Source organism: Bacillus cereus (genome assembly GCF_015071065.1).
Classification (GTDB): domain Bacteria; phylum Bacillota; class Bacilli; order Bacillales; family Bacillaceae_G; genus Bacillus_A; species Bacillus_A cereus_BA.
The window spans coordinates 1-17,207 of record NZ_VOVA01000002.1 but is presented as its reverse complement, the minus strand read 5'-3'; the positions used below and the strand labels follow the sequence as shown (position 1 = coordinate 17,207).

Below are 17,207 nucleotides of genomic sequence, written 5' to 3'. Positions count from 1 at the left end.
AAAACAATAAATGCCCAATTGGTGAAAACTAGTAATAAGCAGGAGATAAAAAACTCCCCCACTGATTAAAGTTTCACTTTATTGTAACACGCAATGTCACATATTTCTTTGCATATTCTATTAATTTGTGACAAAATAGTTATAAGATTCTGATTTTAATTATTGGAGGGAATTTTCATGGGAGTATACGTTCTAACAGTCTTTGAAAAAGATGGTTCAAAAGCATTAGACGAATCATTCGAGGCGGCAACTGAAAAAGAAGCGAAAGCAAAAGGTGAATCTATTTTACAAGAAAAAGGATTGTACGAAAAAACACATCGCTGCACATCTACTGCAGGCAAGCTCGTTTTATTCCAGCGCTAAAAAAAGAAGCGTCATCCGCTTCTTTTTCACTCTACTATATCTTCGTCACACCACGTAAACACCACATCTAGAATGCGATTACCGATACGTACGCGCTTATTCCATTTTCCTGTTTGGATCTGATGTTGCAATTCCGCTTTCATCTTTTCCGTCCAGTCGTGAATCGTTTCACTACCGCCGTACGGATATACGCTCGGAAACTCTTCCTGCAGAAGATGTAAGCTCTCTGCATCAAAATGAAAATGGAAGAAGTAGTTTGCTGTAAGCGATGGTTCTTGCAATTGTAAAAAGTAATCGTCAATTTGCTTTCTATTTCTATAGAAAGTAAAGATATTCACTTTACCGCTCGTAATTTGGTCAATTTGAATTTCGTGCTTCTCTATAATCACGTCTTGCCCACCTCGTTGTATACTACCTTTAGTATATATGTCTTTTGCAACAAAGTTAACCATTTTCGCGCGAAATCCATTTCCTTCATTATATTACCTGTACCTCCAAGTACAATCAGAACTACTAAAAACAAAGTTGAAGGGGAGCGATCACATGTATTTCGGAAGCAAAGGTTGGTATGTAAAAGAACTTAAAAAATTAGGTATCCGTACTTATGAAGGTAAAAAGCTAGAATCTTATCGTACACATATTTTATCTAGCTTACTTGAAAGAATGAAGAAAGCTTCGGCTTAATAGAAGAAGGAAGCAACAATTAGTTGCTTCCTTTTTTTTATTTAGTAAATAAAAACTGGAATCATTATAAATTAACAATCTACCTTTACTATTATACTCTCTTGATAAAAACCACCTAATATCAACTGAACTTTTATTATCAAATACTCTTCCAGATGATTATTCGTATATATTTTAAATTCTCCATACTCATTAACCCGTCCACTTCCAACAAGCATATCGCCGCTCGTTATGACAATTGTTGAATAAGGTTCCGCATGGCCCGATACATAATTATCACCATATTTCACAAAATCTATCGTTATTTCCTCATGAATATTACTAACTGAATCTATACATTTCTTTTCATACAAATTAGCATTTAGTTCTTCGACCCCCGAAAACGCTCGATTCCTGCTAACCTTTTCTGAAGAGAAAGCAAAACTCTCCAGCCAACTAAACCTATAAAATGTAGTAATAGGTAGAACCATCTATGTTAACTCCCCCATTTTTTATCAACTGCAATCTTTGAATGAATTTACAGCAATACGTTCTATATTGGGATAAAAGAAAACAGCTTTGATTTTCCAGTCAATTTCGCACTGTTAATTTGTACAGAACACATATAATACAGTTTTTTAGCCCAGATGCAATGACAACACTACACAAAAGGAACCACACTCCATTAAATATAAATCCGCCTTCAAATGTATAAATAATAATTATGTTGCCAATTATTAAGAGAATCCATGAAATGGAATACTGTTTTCCATTTGTAATATATAAAATTCCATCCTCATAACAGACTGTAATTCCCCCACCTTGCCAAACACCAATAGCGAAAGAAAAAATCGTAACTGCCAGTAACTCTGCTTGTAAATCCCTAGTCATTGGTTGCGGCGCCGTATAAGTAATAATCCCTATCATCATTAGAAAAGTTATAATATCTATCCAGTTTATTTTTCTTTGTTTGCTTTGCAGCCAAATAAAGAAAAATACTACAGAAATTAAAAACAAAGTTGCCATTTAATTATTCTTCTTCCTTTCCTACATTAGAAACGTCTGTAATTGTACTGTTCTTAAATCTCTCATACTTTCTGAAGCATAACATAAGGAAGAAATAAAAAAATCGTACAAAAGGGCAAGCCTTTAATGTACGATTGGGCATATATAATGTTTTAAAAATGAATTAACTTCCTTTCAATAGATACAGCTACCGCTTCTGACCGCGAATTAACACCTAGTTTATTGTATATATTCGTTAAATACGCTTTTACTGTTCGCTCAGCTATCCCCATATCAAATGCAATTTCTTTATTCTTATATCCGCGTGCAATAGCTTTCAACACAAACAGTTCTTTTTCTGTTAAGTTATTTTCTTCAACCTTATCAGCATGTACTTCTTTCCTTTTATACTTCACTATCTTTTCCATGATATTTGGTTGTAGTAAAATCTCACCCCGAATAGCTGCTTCCAATGTTCGGAACAAATTCTCACGATCCGTATCTTTTAGCAAATATCCTTTTGCTCCTAACTCAATTCCCTTTAACATTAATTCATCTTCGTTATAAGTAGTTAATATAATAATCGGCGTATGATTTTGTTTTTTATTTAAAGCCTCAATTGTTTCTAAACCACTCATTTTAGGCATATTTAAATCCATTAAAATGACATCAGGTTTCTTTTTTTCTATGAAAGAAAGGGCTTCTTCTCCGTTTGCAGCCTCACCTATAATTTGAAATGAATCACTCGTTTCTATTATTAATTTCAGACCTTCTCTTACAACGAAATGATCATCCACAATTAATACGTTATACTTCATGGCTATCTCCTTCTTTATTTATAGGCACTTGAATATACACTTTCGTACCCTTCATCTTTTCACTCAATATATGTATTTCTCCCTTAATCAATCGAACACGCTCATTTAAGCCAATTAAACCATAGTGTCCAGGATTCTTACCGATATATCCAGTGTCAAAACCAATTCCATTATCTTCAACCTCAATAGTAATCTTTTCAAGGTCATCGATATATTCAACTTTTAAATTTACATCTGTTGCCTGTGAATGTTTTGCGATATTCGTTAAACATTCACTAATTACATATAAACAGTGCTCCTTTACTAAGCTTGAAATATGCGGGGGGCTTTGAATAGTAAATCTCACACGTATAGACGTAGCCTCAGAAAAACGTTGAACCTCTTCCTCAACTGCTTCATTAAATGAATTGGTAGTATGACGCAAATCATCAATAACCAACCTTGCATCATGTAAAGTTTGTCTCGCTCTTATCATAGTTTGTTTCATAATCTCTTGAGATCGTCCTGTACTCCCTTTTTGCATATGGGCATCTATTGCTTCCAATTGCATGATTAAGCTTACTAAACCTTGTGCTAACGTATCATGTAAATCTCTTGCCATTCGCTGCCTTTCATTAGCTAATGTCAATTCTTCCACTCTCATATATGCAGACTCTAACTCTTGAATATAGCTCTGTATACGATTACGTGCATCAAATTGCTGCTTATTAATATAAGAAAAAGGAATAATAATTGCTAACACTAAAAGGAATATAGAGATAAGAATAGCTACTTTATTCACACCATAATTGATACTAATTGCAGTACAAAATATTGCATACATGAGAGTAAAAACTGCCATTACTTTAAATATATTGTTATAAACATATAGGCTTTGGGCAATTAAAATAGGAGTTAATCCAACCAAAATCGCTATCGAACCATTTGGCACAATAAATGCAGCGAAAAACACAATGAAGAGTTGTACAAAAAAGAAGTACAACAATTGCCTATTCTTTAATGAACTCGCATACCAATGAAAAATAGTATGAATAACAATGATTATTGTAAAGAAGAAATTATCCATAGAGAAAATATTATTACGAAATTCTAAAAGCATTGAAGCTATATATACGAGTGTAATCCATAAAATAATAAACCTTCTTGGAATAAATACCGCTTCCAATACATTTGTATCCAAATCTATATTTGAATTTACTTTTTTCATATTCGACCTCCACCACTATATTATACTATACAAGATGCGACTTGCATTTTGATAAAGTGAAACTTTAATCCGTGGGAGTTTTGTCCATCCCCACTGATTATTAGCCCTCACCAATCAGGCTTTACGGGCAGCCCCACTCCCACCTAACTTCTTTGCTTCAGCCGAATGTTGAGGTAGAAGTCTTACTGCCCGCAAATAGCGGGATAAGTTACTGATTCCTCTTTATCTTCATTACCGAATACAAATATGAAATATTGCATATCGAAATGCATTGATGTTATTGTAAACGCTTACTATAATGAGGGTATAAAGATTTATTACATCTTATTACTAAAAAAAGGAGGCGATCATATGGAAATCGCAATGGCAGTTTTAAAATTTGTAGGTGGAGTAATCCCATTGGTTCAAGAACTTTTAAAAGCATTCATGTAAGGTTATCATTCAGCAATTATCTATAAAAATTATCATACAAATGATCTGTATATCAAAAACAAATTGATACACAGATCATTTGTGTGAAATAACTTTAAACGAGAGCTATGTAAGCTAGCAGAACAATAATGCTACATCTATCTCAAATTGGAAAAAGGCGCTCACAAGGGCGTCTTTTTATTATATTACTATGTACCTAATAACTTATTCAGGAAATCGATTTTACAATCCATACAATGCTACATAATTAATGTATCTTTTTAAAATTTGCAAGATAAAAATCCCCTCAAAGCATAAGCTTCAAGGGGTGAGCCTGTTTTTCATTAAATCTTGTACATACAGCAATACCATTTTCTACGATTTTATCAAATGTATAAACGACGACTGTCTGTTCCTCTTTATTTAGTGCTACTGAAATAATCAATTAAGCTAAAAATGCTATAATTAACCCAATCACACTAAGGGGGGACCATTTATTTTGCGCGGAACATGCATTCAATTTCATGAGTTTGGCAGTCCGAAAGATGTGTTACAGGTTGAATATAAAAATATCGAACCATTAAAAGATAATGAAGTTTTAGTTCGTATGCTAGTCAGACCGATTAATCCATCCGACTTAATTCCAATAACCGGGGCATACACACATAGAATCCCTTTACCCAACATACCTGGTTATGAAGGTGTTGGGATTGTAGAAGATGTAGGCTCTTTCGTTTCTAGAGAGCTCATCGGCAAACGTGTTTTGCCATTACGCGGAGAAGGTACTTGGCAAGAGTTTGTTACAACATCGGCTGACTTTGTGGTCCCAATTCCTGATTCAATTGATGATTTCACAGCTGCCCAAATGTATATTAATCCCCTTACAGCATGGGTTACGTGTACAGAAACGCTAAACTTAAAACGTAATGACGTTTTATTAGTAAACGCTTGTGGATCCGCTATCGGTCACCTTTTTGCTCAGTTATCGCAAATTTTAAACTTCCGATTAATTGCGGTGACAAGAAATAATAAACATACAGATGAATTACTTCAGCTCGGTGCTGAATATGTAATAGATACTTCCACTGCCCCGCTTTATGAAACAGTTATGGAATTAACAAATGGAATCGGGGCAGATGCTGCGATTGATTCTATTGGAGGACCTGACGGAAATGAATTAGCATTTTGTATACGTCCAAATGGACACTTTTTAACTATCGGTCTTCTATCAGGCGTACAAGTAAACTGGGCAGAGATTGTCACGAAAGCAAAGGTGCATGCTAATATATTTCATTTACGACATTGGAATAAAGACGTGTCAGCATATAACTGGCAGGAGACGTTTCGTCATTTAATCCGCTTAGTAGAGAATAAACAATTATGTTTTATGAAGGTACATTCTACGTATGACTTAGCAGATGTGAAAACTGCGGTTGATGTCGTTCAATCTGCTGAGAAAGCAAAAGGGAAAGTGTTTTTAACGAGCTATTGAATTCGTTTTGATTAATCTTTTAAATAGACCAAATTAATCCGTGGATATTACGTTTAACGGAAAATAATTGTAAATATATTGTATAGTTTAATACCCATAGGAATGCTTCTCGGTTGTACTATCGGTGTGATTTTCGGCATATTTCCCCCGGTTTCTTTAATGTTTTCAGTTAGTTTAGGAGCTGGAATAGGATATTTATTTGGTTTTTTGCTTATGAAATTTATAGCAAGAAAGGACACAATTATTCATAAATACCTATCTTCCAGAAACAGACGCGATTGTGGCATAAGCGGGGACAGTACATATTAGTCATGTAAAATATGTACTGTCCTTTAATTTATTTATTTTTGCATCAACGTTATCACCTTACCCACTCCATCTAAGAACACTCTGTCTTCCCCATTTGTATCACCATCTCTACATTTATTAATACCACTAGTTCTCCCATTACCCCAAATAACAATTTTATTATTTATCATAAAGTTCACACTCACGTTAAAGATATGTAACATTACTGTTTCTTTTCAATTTAGCCCTTGAAACTGTTCTATAATTTAAACGAGCGAGCGAGTGAGTCCGCTTTTTTGTACAAGGTACCATCTATGGAATGCCAGGATAAATCCTGGCTTTTTTTTGCACAATACAGATTTTGTACTAATTAAACTACGTCAAAATCTCTCTACTAATTTTGTTATTTCCAACAATCGATAGTGTATCATTTAGCACAACTTTTTTATGTGAACGCATAGACTATGATGCAATCAGGCGGAGATATTATCGGCGGATCTTAGTAGGAATCGCTTGTGACTATTTTGATGGTTGGATGTAAGTTTTTATTATAATGGCACTTCTATTTTTCTAAGGAATACAGCCCGTTCTTTTTACTTCTACAACTTAAGAACAAAAAATCCCCTCAAAGCATAAGCTTCGAGGGGTGAGCCTGTATTTTTATTTACTTATATACGTACAGCTGTACCACTTACAGCAACCATTAACATTCCATCACGAACAACTTCATAATCTACGTCAATACCAACGATAGCGTTCGCACCTTTTTGTTTTGCAAGTTCTTTCATTTCTCCCATTGCAATATCACGAGCTTCTTTTAACTTACTTTCATAAGCGCCAGCACGGCCACCGACAACATCACGAACTGAAGCGAATAAATCGCGGACAATATTTGCACCCATAATAGCTTCACCATTTACAATATCAATATACTCTATAATTTCTTTACCTTGAATTCCAGACGTTGTTGTTACAATCATGACTGACACTCTCCTAATAAGTTGTAGTTTTAATTAGCTTTCTTATGTCTTTATTATGACATGGAAAAAGTATCTAATCTATTGAATTACCTTACATGAATGTGACAATTTTGTAAGGGTGAAATATTATTCTACCTTTTCCTTACAATAACTACCTAAATTAACAGAATATTGTTATAATTAAATTAGAGGAGGAGATAAAATGAAAAAAATCACTTACATATGTGCTCTAAGTGTTCTATCTTTAACTTTAATAGGTTGTACAAGCACTTCTACTACAAATAATACTCCAAAAACTAAGCAAGAAAATACGAAAAATGCCATTCAATTAAACTCTGCAGACATTACAAATATTGAGTTACTTAGAACAACAAGTAATACTAGTTCCAAATCTCAAACAGATAACGAGGAAATGATACAATCCATCGCTTCAGCAGTCCAAAACGGAACACCGAAAACAATCACATTAGATCAAAAAAAGAGAGCATCTGCACATTCTACAATAACCGTTACACATAAAGATGACTCAAAAGAAGAGTTTCTTGTGTGGGTTGATAATAAGGAACAAATTACGATTGCTAAAGATGAAAAGAAAGATACAGTAGAAGGTGTGACGGTGAATATTAAGGGCGCTAAGATAATGAAGGATTTTTTTAAAAATGATAAAACGTAAAAGGATCCCCATCAACTTAAGGATTCAAAATTAGCACAAAATTTTGTTCAGAAACACTATAAAATTTCAGCCTAATAGGTCAGTGGCGAGACCGTATATTATTAAACTTAAAATGTTTCAAATCGAAGGAAGACACCTTATAAGGTGTCTTTTCTTTATTTTCAAAAGGACCTGCTCCATTCATAAATGCATAAAGTAAATTGAATCCGTTAAAACACATGAGTGAACCTTTGTTTTCCCCCTCCTATCTAAAGGAGGAACTGTTATGGGCTTTGGTGGTAGTTGTGGCGGCTGTGGCTTCGCTGGAGGATTTGCTTTATTAGTTGTATTGTTTATTTTATTAATCATCGTTGGAGCTGCTTGCTTCTGCTAAAAAACTATCGGAAAAGACACTCATGTGAGTGTCTTTTCTTCATGAAAAAATCCCCGTGCTAAACAAAAAATAAAATAAGCTGCCCATATGGACAGCTTATTTACATAATTATCGTTATCAGAAGTAAAATTCAACTCGAAAATATCTAATTTTATCAGTTGTTGAATGTCTGAAAAAAATCAAACCAATGATATTGTTGAGATCCTTTGGTAACTTCTTGCTGTGATGACTATCATAGTGACTTTTTCTCCAGCAACCACTATTAGTGGCTAATTACCATAAGGACTTATTTTTGAAATTTGCTATTTTTTAGAAAGTATGTTAATTTAAGAAAGACCTATTTTTGTTCGGTTTGAGATTAAGAATAAATTTTGTTTTTCGTCTAAGGTATTTGAGCAAGGGTAGTAACATATGTGTGGGTATCCATACTAGGAGGCAACAATTATGGAACAAGGTAAAGTAAAATGGTTTAATGCAGACAAAGGTTTTGGATTCATCGAGCGTGAAGATGGAGAAGACGTATTCGTACATTTCTCAGCTATCCAAATCGACGGTTTCAAATCTTTAGACGAAGGACAAAGTGTAACGTTTGAAGTAGAAAAAGGACAACGTGGCCTACAAGCTACTAATGTTCAAAAAGCTTAATATTAGCTGATGAAAGACCCTCTTGTAGGGTCTTTTTTTGATTTTGTTACAATATTCCGAATACAACTTTTTTAAGGGGATTTGGGGTGCTTAACTTTTAATAAAAAAGAAGATGTTAGAAATCATAATTTTAGCATTATGGGCTTTTTCTTTTAGTTATCTTGCAATTATATTAGGAATACCAAAAAACGGATTATATATAGTCGTAGGATTTCCAATCTTATTTGTTGGTGGACTTTTGATTGTGCATCTATTTCAAAATAAGAATGAAAATGGAAAATAACTTTGTTTGATTGTATATCTCATACACGTCTAGTTAACATAATGACCTATTATCGGTAGCAAGAATAAGGAGGAACCCTAATCTCACAAGTAAATCTCCTTTTTTTGTTCTATGGATCTATGCATTTTTTTATACATTCCTATCCTAGCGCGGTTTTAGGGTTCTCGTTTGTTATTGGATTAGCAGAAAAACTGTATAAAATCTTGCATGCTCTTAGCGGGGTACCGCCAACAAAACGCAATTTCGTACGCTAAGAAAAAAGCCTTGCTACATAGGTAATGTAGCAAAGCTTTTTTAAGTTGTTTAATTCTCGCTCCACTATCGGCTTTGTTAACTAACACTTTAATTATTTTAACAGCCTTTTGTTTAATTCCCACAAAGCCGTTTTGTTACTATCCCATTTTACAAGCGTTACGGCTTCCTCAAAGCACAGCCATTTATAATTGAAGTGTTCTTTAGATAATTTAATATTTTTTGTAGGAACTTTAACTCCAAAAGAAAATTCTTTTATTACATAAACATCTTCGCCCCAAAGAAATTCACCAACTACATCCTCTACTGGTAGTGAAGACACAGAATCTAGTTTTATATATGGACTTTCTCTTGTAATACCAGCCTCTTCAAACGCTTCTCGTTTTGCTGATTCAATAGGAGTCTCACCATCTTCTCCACCACCAGCTATTCCTTGCCAATAACCATAATCACTTCGATTAAAAATGGCATATTGAATGGAATCGTCAGTTTTTATATAAGGAAATATCAATACTTGATACGGTGCTCTCATTGCTTAACCTCCTTCCGAAAAAATATGAACAATTTATTCACTAACTTGCTATTTTAGTAAATAAAGTATTTGCATTTAAACTTTATAAAACTCAAATGTATTTTTTTCTAAACATATTGTTTCATTGGAATTTTTGATAATAATATCAAAACGTTGACTATACGGATGCATAAACACTTCATACTGAATCCGACGTTCTTCATGAGACTTCCTTAAGTAATTAATATCGGCTCCTCTTTCAATAATATCACGGCTAGACCTTCTCATTAATTCTGTTTCTCCATCTGTATAGAAGTAAATTTTCAAATCAAATAAATTTGGATTACTAAATGCGACACTCATTCCTTCTACAATCGTCACCTTATTTTTCGAAGAAATTAACTCACTTTTTATATAATGTGTATCCATTGTATAAAAATCTAAACCAGCTCTTACCATTTGAACATCTCTCTCTAACGCAGACAAATGATGGGCTGATGGATGACAAGCTGTCATTTTATCATAATGATTTTCATTCTGATATGTATAGTGGATATTTGTATACTTTCGTACATTTGAACTAACAATGTATGGATCTGTATTAATATAATTCACTTTATTTTGATTTAATTGGTTTATGAGCTTATTGGCGAACGTTGTTTTTCCAGCAGCACCGTGTCCTGAAATGCCAATAACAATCTGTTCATCGGTCATACTGATCCAATTTATAATTTCTTGTAATAACTTTTTCATTATTCTCCCCCTGTTACTAATCTATCCCCTTATTTACATCATCTTAATATAGAGGTATCCTACTGTAAAATCATACATGAAGTGAAAAAATGGTATGATTATCCATAATATCATCTCTATTTTTAAAAAACCATATTAATTTTCGAAGGATTTTATTGTTATTTGGGGTAGTACTCCATGTCCATCAAGCTAATATTTTGAAGTGTCCCCAAAATGAAAATTTTATTATTTTACAGTTGTTTATAAGAATTTAGCTTATTTTCTTCGTTTTGGAGAACTACCAATTTCTTAAGTTGATGGATGTGTAAGGCTACCTCACAAAGAACAATGTAAAAGTAACATCCATAATTTTGCACTCACCCTATTTTACGTTTACTCTGATTCTGCCATTTCATCCATATGAATCTGTTTTCCTGTGAATAGTTTGTAAAACAGATGTGTGCGAATATCTAACAATTTATGTAGCGCATGCCATTGGCTCCAATGGTGTGCGTTTTGAGTATATATATATGTTTGGAGTGCCGGTGGTACTTTTTCTTTATATCCTAATCAAAAAAACGTAGGCTCACGCATACCGATATTCATCTCCTACCTAAAATTGGTATTTCACACCTTCATATTTTTGAGGAATGAGTCTTTTGTCGGAAAACAATAAAATCTTATTAATTTTTATAATTAGTAGAATTTTTATAGAATTAATCTTCTTAATCTATTAAAATTATATCGAATGATGTCAAATTATATCATATGATGTCAGATTGTAATAAGGGGAGAGAAAATTTTATGTTGAAAAAAATCATTCCAGTTGCTTTAGCATTAAGTACAGTTACCTTTTCAAGTGTATTTGCTACGCCTCCAGCTCACGCAACTACAGAACCAAACCGCTACATAGATGTACAAATGCTCGGTATTAACGATTTTCATGGGCAACTAGACACTGTAAAGAAAATTAACAATAAAGATGCAGGGGGAATCGAGTACTTAGCGGCTTATTTACGTGATCATGAAAAACAAAATCCGAATACATTAAAGGTTCATGCTGGCGATGTTGTTGGAGCAAGTCCTCCTGTTTCAGCATTATTACAAGACGAACCCACGATTGAATTTCTAAATGATTTAAAATTTGATGTTGGAACCATAGGAAATCATGAATTTGATGAAGGTATTGAAGAAATGCACCGCCTTATTTATGGTGGATACCATGAAAAAACAGGGAATTTTAAAGGAGCAAAATTCCCATATGTTGCCGCAAATTTCTATAATAAATCCACCGGTCGTCTATTTTTACCACCATTTACTATAAAAAAGGTACAAGGAGTTCCTGTTGGCTTTATCGGAGTCGTAACAACAGATGTTCCTAACCTTGTTATGCCTACTATGCTAAAGAATGTAGAAATTACAGATGAAGTTGAAGCCATTAACAAATCCGTAAAAAAATTGAAAGAACTTGGCGTTAAATCTATCGTTGTTCTTGCACATAACGGAGGTACAACAGATGAGAACGGCGTAACAAATGGTGATCTCGTCCGACTAGCAAATGAGACTGATCCAGAAGTCGATGTTATTTTTGGGGGGCATAGCCACACCTATGTAAATGGAACTGTTAATAATAAACTTGTCGTACAAGCAAATTCTTATGGAATGGCTTTTGCTGATGTTGATGTAAAGATTGATCGTAAGACAAAAGATATTGTTGAGAAAAAAGCAGAAATTATTACAACCTACCATGAAGGCATAGAGCCTGATAAAAAAATAAAGAAAAAGATGGAGAAATATCAAGAAAAAATCGCACCTCTTGTCAATGAGGTTGTTGGTAAATCTACAGCCCCACTAGATCGAAAACAAAATACGGCTGGTGAATCTACTCTCGGCAATTTAATCGCTGATGCTCAGCGTGCAACAATGCAATCCCAAATTGCTCTTATGAACCCTGGTGGTATTCGTAATGACTTAGATGCTGGTGATATTACATGGGGAGAGGTATATGGCATTCAACCATTCGGAAATCAATTAATAAAAGTTAATTTAACGGGTCAAGACATTCGTGATATTTTAAATCAACAATGGCAAAAAGACATAACAAGAATGCTTCAAATTTCAGGGATCCAATACACTTGGGATGCGAACAAGCCAAATGGAGAAAAAGTCACAAGTATTCGCTTAACAAATGGAGAAGAAATTATTCCTTCTAAAACTTACAGCGTCGTTGCGAACGCATTTCTAGCTTCAGGTGGAGATGGATTTGTGTCCTTTAAAAATGGGAAAGATGCTGAAACAGGACCAACTGATTTTGAAGCATTAGTAGATTATATAAAACAAGCAAAAGAACCAATTCAGCCTATTATTGATGGAAGAATTCAAAAAATAAATTAGCTTTTCATTAATCTCAAAATACCTAGATTACCTGTTCGCTATACTTTTTAGTGTGCAGGTAATCTAATTTTTCTTGTGTGGGTTTGAAATAAAGTCCTACCGTGGTCAACAGATTTACCATCGATATGCAAAGTGCCGAAAAAAAGTAAAGCCAACAAAAAATAACCCCAAAATCAACTTTTATTGTTTATTTTGGGGTTATTTGACGTTTACACTAATTTGAACTGATTTGAATTATCTAGATATATTTTCCACCTACAATATTATATAGCTCTCACATGTTCAGAAAAACGGCTTTTTCTTTTAAAAACTTTGCTTAACGTACGAAATTCGCGTTTTGTTGGTGCTACTCCATCCGCCATCAAGCTAAAATTTTATAGTACCCCCAGAACGAAATTTTTATCTCTCTACAGTTATTTATGTGAATTCAGCTCGTTTTTTTCGTTTTGGGGGATAATTAATTTTTTTAACTTGATGACGATGAGGTGGTACCCCTACTAAACGAGCAATTATCTGGTGTCAATTTACATTTAAGGTTGCCCCATCCATATTTTCATAAGATGGGCCTACTGCTTGCATAACTATTGCGGTCATTACTGGAACCGTGACACCTACTCCTAAATTGATTATTGAGAAAATAATTACTAACAACAAATATGGCATATATGGATAAATTCACCAGAACTTCCTTTTTTGTTGTATGATTAATTAGGTGGTATTATTTCTAAAATTAATCACGGAATTTCTTTAGCAAATCCTGAACTGTTTAATAGCTTAGTCGAAAACTGGATTGAACATGATGCCCTGCCGAAAGAAGTAAAAGAAGTTAATTAAGTTCTCTTTTAACCCTAGATAAACAGCAATATATGTTCTAATTCCCTTAAATGTTGCAGGAGGTGGTGAAATTATGAATAAAAAAACTTGGTTTATATTTACTTTTTCAGCTATTTTAGTAGCTGGTTATGCTGTTTTCCAATATTTTATTATGGATGGATTTCAAGCAGGGTTTGTTCAAATGAAGCTTATGTTTCTATCTAAAATGAGTGCGTTTTGGTACATTATGTTATTTCTACATATTGCAACTAGTGTAGTAGCATTAGTAATTGGTCCTTTTACATTATCCACAAAATTTAGAGAAAAGAATATCAGTCGCCATCGAATGATTGGAAAAATCTATATGATTGGTGTATTATTTGGCGGCGTTTCAGGACTTTATTTATCCTTTTACGCTACGGGAGGATTAGTAGGAAAGCTTGGTTTCGGTTTGTTATCCGTATTTTGGCTAACATCGGCATATCAAGCATTAAACAGAGTTAAGAATAAAAAAATTCAAGACCATCGGAATTGGATGATCAGAAATTATTCCTTAACCTTTGCGGCAGTTACATTAAGAATTTGGCTACCTTTATTTGTATTGCTATTTGGACTGAAGCATTTCGAACTTAGTTATGCTGTTATTGCTTGGTTAGCGTGGGTGCCAAATTTAATCATTGCAGAATTATTTATAAAACAAAGTCTTAATAAAGGACAACAACAGAAAAATGCTGATTTACATTTTTGATGCAATTTATACGTAACTCGGCTGAATCCCTTGATGGCAACCCGGAAGGAAGGCCGATGTCTTCCCGCCCTACATAAGAAGATCACCTTAGGGTGTCTTTTTTTATTTTCAAAAGGACCTGCTCAATTAATGCGTAAAAACATAAAGTAAATTGAATCCGTTAAATACATGAGTGACACCTTGTTTTCTCCTCTTATCTAAAGGAGGAAGAACTATTATGGGCTTTGGTGGTAGTTGTAGTAGTTGTGGCGGTGGCTTTGCTTTATTAGTTGTATTATTTATTTTATTAATCATAGTTGGAGCTAGCTGCTTCTGCTAAACAAACTATTAGAAAAGACACTCATATATGGGTGTCTTTTCTTTATGGGGTAGCGTCAGAAAAATGCTGATTTACAACGTTAAGGAAATTTCAATATTAAAAAGCCTAATTTCTCAATTAAATGTGAAGAAATTAGGCTTTTTTCATTTAGTGATGAAACCCATTATCACATTTCGTATCATGTGGCATAGGCCCGTCCAGGGAATCCAGAAAGGCAACGGTCTGTTTGAGGTTCCTCAAAAATAAATGCGCGAGATCCATGGAAAATCCATTTCGAACCACAACGCGCATAATCGTCACCGCTTCCATATCTGGAGGCAATGGATAGGCGGGTACTTGCCAGCCAAACACACGCAATTGTCGAGATAAATCATAAAGATTCCAGTTTAATGTGTAACCATCTTTCAGTCGCCAAGCGAAAACCGGAATATCCGAACCATCGGACAAAAGTTCGAACGGTTCCATCTTCTGAATCGCCTTGCTAAGAAAAAGAGCGACTTTCTGAGAAGCCCTTTGGACATCATAGTACCCACTTTTCCCCAAACGCAGGTAATTGTAATATTGCAGGAGCACTTGTGCGCCAGGACGAGAGAAATTCAGGGCAAAAGTCGGCATGTTCCCGCCCAAATAGGAGACGCGGAAGATTAGATCCTCAGGGAGATCTTCAGCTTCCCGCCAAATTATCCAACCCAACCCAGGGTAGACTAATCCATATTTATGTCCGGATACATTGATGGACTTCACCCTCGGTAATTGAAAATCCCAGACTAAATCTGGTTGAAGAAACGGTGCTATAAATCCCCCCGAAGCCGCATCCACATGCATGGGAATGTCGAGGCCCGTCCTCTCCTGCAAATCGTCCAACGCTTTCGCAATGGCGGCAACCGGTTCGTAAAGCCCGGTATAAGTCTCACCGAGAATCGGTACCACACCAATCGTATTTTCATCCACGGCAGCGAGGACCCCCTGAGGATCCAATCGGGGATGCTCTGGGCTAACCTTCACATAGCGTGGTTCAACCTCCCAATAGTTCGCGAATTTTTCCCACACGACTTGAACAGCAGAACTAAACACAATATTGGGCCGATCCACCGGCTTCCCTTCGCTTTTGCGTGCATTTTGCCAGCGTCTCTTTAACGCAAGCCCCCCGAGCATACATGCTTCCGACGATCCAGTTGTTGAAACGCCCATAGTCGTAAGAGGGGTGGGCGAATGCCAGAGGTTTGCTAAAATGCGGACACACCGCTCCTCAATTTCGGCTGTCTGTGGATATTCATCCTTGTCAATCATGTTCTTGTCGAATGATTTGGCATATAAGTGCTCTGCGGCAGGCTCCATTCATGTGCTAACGAATGTTGCAAGATTCAAGCGGGCATTGCCATCAAGAGCAATTTCATCATGGACGATTTGATACGCTGTTTCTGGTAACATGCCTTCATCAGGCATGTGAAAGCGTGGAACGACTGATTCTCCTTCGCGGGCAAACAGAGGATTTACAGAAAATTCGTGAGGCAGCTCCATTTGCACGTGACGCGGTAGATATTGTGGATTATCTGGCATGATCTCTTTTCCTTCGTATGCATCGTTTTGAACTTCTGCTTTTCGATCCTGTGGCATACAAGTCCCCCTTAATTAATTGTTTAACAAACATATTATTTACAAAAAAGCATTTGTTACACCAAGAGGACAATTCTAATAAAAGGTGCTGCCACCATTCGAATTAAAGGAGAAGCCATGAATGGACTTGCAAGAGCTATTTTCTTCGGAAAACAAGGTGAGCTTAGGGAACAAACCATACAGCATCAATTGCAAAGGGCCAGTACCTTAAACATAATTATCAATGCCATCAGTATCTGGAATACTTTACATCTAACAAAAGCAGTTAAATATCAAAAACGGATAGGTAGTTTTAATGAGGACTTATTGCATCATATGTCACCTTTAGGTTGGGAACATATCAATTTACTAGGAGAATACCATTTTAATTCAGAGAAAGTGGTCTCATTAGATTCTCTAAGACCATTGAAACTTTCTTAGCGTTGTTAAAAATAGGGGAATCGTCTTGGAAATGGGCTTAGCGTTGTAAATCCGCATTTTCCTGACGGTCCCCCTCTTTATACTATTAATCATAGTTGGAGCTGCTTGCTTCTGCTAAAAAACCATCAGAAAAGCCCACCTATTTCCGTAGGTGGGCTTTATCTTTATTACACAATACCAAAGTATACTCTCTTTTTCTC

20 protein-coding genes and 4 pseudogenes are annotated in these 17,207 nt (G+C 35.1%); 14 read left to right on the top strand and 10 right to left on the bottom strand.

Translation table 11 applies throughout. The features are described 5' to 3' along the window. Positions 1-177: 177 nt before the first annotated feature. A complete protein-coding gene (locus tag FT637_RS06045; protein ID WP_000539552.1) occupies positions 178-363 on the top strand; it encodes a YhzD family protein in 186 nt (61 codons plus the stop codon). Between the two features lie 26 nt (positions 364-389). Here FT637_RS06045 and FT637_RS06040 read toward each other — a convergent pair whose 3' ends face one another. Then, a complete protein-coding gene (locus FT637_RS06040) occupies positions 390-752 on the bottom strand; it encodes a hypothetical protein (RefSeq protein ID WP_193645539.1) in 363 nt (120 codons plus the stop codon). Between the two features lie 154 nt (positions 753-906). Between FT637_RS06040 and FT637_RS06035 the strand changes: the two genes are divergently transcribed. Next, positions 907-1,047 carry a YflJ family protein gene (locus FT637_RS06035; RefSeq protein WP_000273535.1) on the top strand — a complete coding sequence of 47 codons (141 nt, stop codon included), beginning with the start codon at positions 907-909 and terminating at the stop codon, positions 1,045-1,047. Between the two features lie 71 nt (positions 1,048-1,118). Here the strand turns inward: FT637_RS06035 and FT637_RS06030 are convergent, their stop codons facing one another. The 4 genes from FT637_RS06030 to FT637_RS06015 all read right to left on the bottom strand — a co-directional run bounded on the left by FT637_RS06030 (position 1,119) and on the right by FT637_RS06015 (position 4,056). After that, positions 1,119-1,517: an Ig-like domain-containing protein gene (locus tag FT637_RS06030; RefSeq protein WP_193645538.1), complete on the bottom strand. Its 399-nt coding sequence runs from the start codon at positions 1,515-1,517 to the stop codon at positions 1,119-1,121. 100 nt (positions 1,518-1,617) lie between these two features. Beyond that, the gene (locus FT637_RS06025) at positions 1,618-2,052 is read right to left on the bottom strand and encodes a hypothetical protein (RefSeq protein WP_193645537.1); all 435 of its coding nucleotides are present in this window, start codon (positions 2,050-2,052) and stop codon (positions 1,618-1,620) included. 152 nt (positions 2,053-2,204) lie between these two features. After that, positions 2,205-2,849: a response regulator gene (locus FT637_RS06020; RefSeq protein ID WP_193645536.1), complete on the bottom strand. Its 645-nt coding sequence runs from the start codon at positions 2,847-2,849 to the stop codon at positions 2,205-2,207. Beyond that, positions 2,839-4,056 carry a histidine kinase gene (locus FT637_RS06015; protein WP_193645535.1) on the bottom strand — a complete coding sequence of 406 codons (1,218 nt, stop codon included), beginning with the start codon at positions 4,054-4,056 and terminating at the stop codon, positions 2,839-2,841. Before FT637_RS06015 ends, FT637_RS06020 begins: the two co-directional genes overlap by 11 nt. Before the next feature lie 246 nt (positions 4,057-4,302). Here FT637_RS06015 and FT637_RS30420 point away from each other — a divergent pair, with 246 nt between their 5' ends. Beyond that, positions 4,303-4,488 (top strand): hypothetical protein, encoded by a 186-nt coding sequence (locus FT637_RS30420; protein ID WP_319805941.1) that lies wholly within the window; start codon positions 4,303-4,305, stop codon positions 4,486-4,488. Positions 4,489-4,966: 478 nt separating this feature from the next. After that, positions 4,967-5,959: a zinc-dependent alcohol dehydrogenase family protein gene (locus tag FT637_RS06010; RefSeq protein ID WP_193645534.1), complete on the top strand. Its 993-nt coding sequence runs from the start codon at positions 4,967-4,969 to the stop codon at positions 5,957-5,959. 956 nt (positions 5,960-6,915) lie between these two features. On the opposite strand, the gene FT637_RS06005 is transcribed toward FT637_RS06010, so the two are convergent. After that, entirely contained in the window at positions 6,916-7,227 is a 312-nt protein-coding gene (locus FT637_RS06005; protein ID WP_000637508.1) for a heavy metal-binding domain-containing protein, read from the bottom strand. 202 nt (positions 7,228-7,429) lie between these two features. Here FT637_RS06005 and FT637_RS06000 point away from each other — a divergent pair, with 202 nt between their 5' ends. The 4 genes from FT637_RS06000 (at position 7,430) to FT637_RS05985 (ending at position 9,201) form a co-directional block, all read left to right on the top strand. Next, positions 7,430-7,900, top strand: coding sequence for a hypothetical protein (locus FT637_RS06000; protein WP_193645533.1), 471 nt, complete (start codon positions 7,430-7,432; stop codon positions 7,898-7,900). A gap of 265 nt (positions 7,901-8,165) precedes the next feature. Further along, positions 8,166-8,273, top strand: a complete 108-nt coding sequence (locus FT637_RS05995; RefSeq protein WP_000505670.1) for a YjcZ family sporulation protein — start codon at positions 8,166-8,168, stop codon at positions 8,271-8,273. A gap of 444 nt (positions 8,274-8,717) precedes the next feature. Then, on the top strand, positions 8,718-8,918 hold the full coding sequence (locus tag FT637_RS05990; RefSeq protein ID WP_002160121.1) for a cold-shock protein: 201 nt from the start codon (positions 8,718-8,720) through the stop codon (positions 8,916-8,918). A gap of 112 nt (positions 8,919-9,030) precedes the next feature. Next, a complete protein-coding gene (locus FT637_RS05985; protein WP_154214626.1) occupies positions 9,031-9,201 on the top strand; it encodes a hypothetical protein in 171 nt (56 codons plus the stop codon). Between the two features lie 346 nt (positions 9,202-9,547). On the opposite strand, the gene FT637_RS05980 is transcribed toward FT637_RS05985, so the two are convergent. Then, entirely contained in the window at positions 9,548-9,985 is a 438-nt protein-coding gene (locus FT637_RS05980) for an NUDIX hydrolase (protein WP_193645532.1), read from the bottom strand. Between the two features lie 75 nt (positions 9,986-10,060). After that, positions 10,061-10,717 carry a uridine kinase gene (locus tag FT637_RS05975; RefSeq protein WP_193645531.1) on the bottom strand — a complete coding sequence of 219 codons (657 nt, stop codon included), beginning with the start codon at positions 10,715-10,717 and terminating at the stop codon, positions 10,061-10,063. A gap of 783 nt (positions 10,718-11,500) precedes the next feature. Between FT637_RS05975 and FT637_RS05970 the strand changes: the two genes are divergently transcribed. Beyond that, a complete protein-coding gene (locus FT637_RS05970) occupies positions 11,501-13,090 on the top strand; it encodes a bifunctional metallophosphatase/5'-nucleotidase (protein ID WP_193645530.1) in 1,590 nt (529 codons plus the stop codon). Between the two features lie 519 nt (positions 13,091-13,609). Here FT637_RS05970 and FT637_RS05965 read toward each other — a convergent pair. Further along, a complete protein-coding gene (locus FT637_RS05965; protein WP_227493712.1) occupies positions 13,610-13,753 on the bottom strand; it encodes a methylenomycin A resistance protein in 144 nt (47 codons plus the stop codon). A 48-nt stretch (positions 13,754-13,801) separates the two neighbouring features. Between FT637_RS05965 and FT637_RS29810 the strand changes: the two are divergent. The 3 genes and pseudogenes from FT637_RS29810 to FT637_RS05955 form a co-directional block, all read left to right on the top strand. Further along, positions 13,802-13,924 (top strand): annotated as a pseudogene (locus FT637_RS29810) (alpha/beta hydrolase); the annotation flags it as partial. Positions 13,925-13,997: 73 nt separating this feature from the next. Continuing rightward, complete coding sequence (locus FT637_RS05960; RefSeq protein ID WP_193645529.1) at positions 13,998-14,651, top strand: DUF2306 domain-containing protein; 654 nt, start codon at positions 13,998-14,000, stop codon at positions 14,649-14,651. 217 nt (positions 14,652-14,868) lie between these two features. Beyond that, positions 14,869-14,970, top strand: a complete 102-nt coding sequence (locus FT637_RS05955) for a YjcZ family sporulation protein (RefSeq protein ID WP_000505688.1) — start codon at positions 14,869-14,871, stop codon at positions 14,968-14,970. A gap of 147 nt (positions 14,971-15,117) precedes the next feature. On the opposite strand, the pseudogene FT637_RS05950 reads toward FT637_RS05955, so the two are convergent. Next, positions 15,118-16,587, bottom strand: a pseudogene (locus tag FT637_RS05950) (glutamate decarboxylase). Positions 16,588-16,692: 105 nt separating this feature from the next. Here FT637_RS05950 and FT637_RS05945 point away from each other — a divergent pair. Further along, positions 16,693-17,007: pseudogene (locus tag FT637_RS05945) on the top strand (Tn3 family transposase); the annotation flags it as partial. A 61-nt stretch (positions 17,008-17,068) separates the two neighbouring features. Continuing rightward, positions 17,069-17,125: pseudogene (locus FT637_RS05940) on the top strand (YjcZ family sporulation protein); the annotation flags it as partial. Positions 17,126-17,207: the final 82 nt, after the last annotated feature.

What these genes read in the sequence shown, in the direction of transcription:
- FT637_RS06045 (WP_000539552.1), top strand. Translation starts at nt 178, where the DNA reads ATGGGAGTATACGTTCTAACAGTCTTTGAAAAAGATGGTTCAAAAGCA.
- FT637_RS06035 (WP_000273535.1), top strand. Translation starts at nt 907, where the DNA reads ATGTATTTCGGAAGCAAAGGTTGGTATGTAAAAGAACTTAAAAAATTA.
- FT637_RS06030 (WP_193645538.1), bottom strand. Translation starts at nt 1,517, where the DNA reads ATGGTTCTACCTATTACTACATTTTATAGGTTTAGTTGGCTGGAGAGT.
- FT637_RS06025 (WP_193645537.1), bottom strand. Translation starts at nt 2,052, where the DNA reads ATGGCAACTTTGTTTTTAATTTCTGTAGTATTTTTCTTTATTTGGCTG.
- FT637_RS06020 (WP_193645536.1), bottom strand. Translation starts at nt 2,849, where the DNA reads ATGAAGTATAACGTATTAATTGTGGATGATCATTTCGTTGTAAGAGAA.
- FT637_RS06015 (WP_193645535.1), bottom strand. Translation starts at nt 4,056, where the DNA reads ATGAAAAAAGTAAATTCAAATATAGATTTGGATACAAATGTATTGGAA.
- FT637_RS30420 (WP_319805941.1), top strand. Translation starts at nt 4,303, where the DNA reads ATGAAATATTGCATATCGAAATGCATTGATGTTATTGTAAACGCTTAC.
- FT637_RS06005 (WP_000637508.1), bottom strand. Translation starts at nt 7,227, where the DNA reads ATGATTGTAACAACAACGTCTGGAATTCAAGGTAAAGAAATTATAGAG.
- FT637_RS06000 (WP_193645533.1), top strand. Translation starts at nt 7,430, where the DNA reads ATGAAAAAAATCACTTACATATGTGCTCTAAGTGTTCTATCTTTAACT.
- FT637_RS05995 (WP_000505670.1), top strand. Translation starts at nt 8,166, where the DNA reads ATGGGCTTTGGTGGTAGTTGTGGCGGCTGTGGCTTCGCTGGAGGATTT.
- FT637_RS05990 (WP_002160121.1), top strand. Translation starts at nt 8,718, where the DNA reads ATGGAACAAGGTAAAGTAAAATGGTTTAATGCAGACAAAGGTTTTGGA.
- FT637_RS05985 (WP_154214626.1), top strand. Translation starts at nt 9,031, where the DNA reads ATGTTAGAAATCATAATTTTAGCATTATGGGCTTTTTCTTTTAGTTAT.
- FT637_RS05980 (WP_193645532.1), bottom strand. Translation starts at nt 9,985, where the DNA reads ATGAGAGCACCGTATCAAGTATTGATATTTCCTTATATAAAAACTGAC.
- FT637_RS05975 (WP_193645531.1), bottom strand. Translation starts at nt 10,717, where the DNA reads ATGAAAAAGTTATTACAAGAAATTATAAATTGGATCAGTATGACCGAT.
- FT637_RS05970 (WP_193645530.1), top strand. Translation starts at nt 11,501, where the DNA reads ATGTTGAAAAAAATCATTCCAGTTGCTTTAGCATTAAGTACAGTTACC.
- FT637_RS05965 (WP_227493712.1), bottom strand. Translation starts at nt 13,753, where the DNA reads ATGCCATATTTGTTGTTAGTAATTATTTTCTCAATAATCAATTTAGGA.
- FT637_RS05960 (WP_193645529.1), top strand. Translation starts at nt 13,998, where the DNA reads ATGAATAAAAAAACTTGGTTTATATTTACTTTTTCAGCTATTTTAGTA.
- FT637_RS05955 (WP_000505688.1), top strand. Translation starts at nt 14,869, where the DNA reads ATGGGCTTTGGTGGTAGTTGTAGTAGTTGTGGCGGTGGCTTTGCTTTA.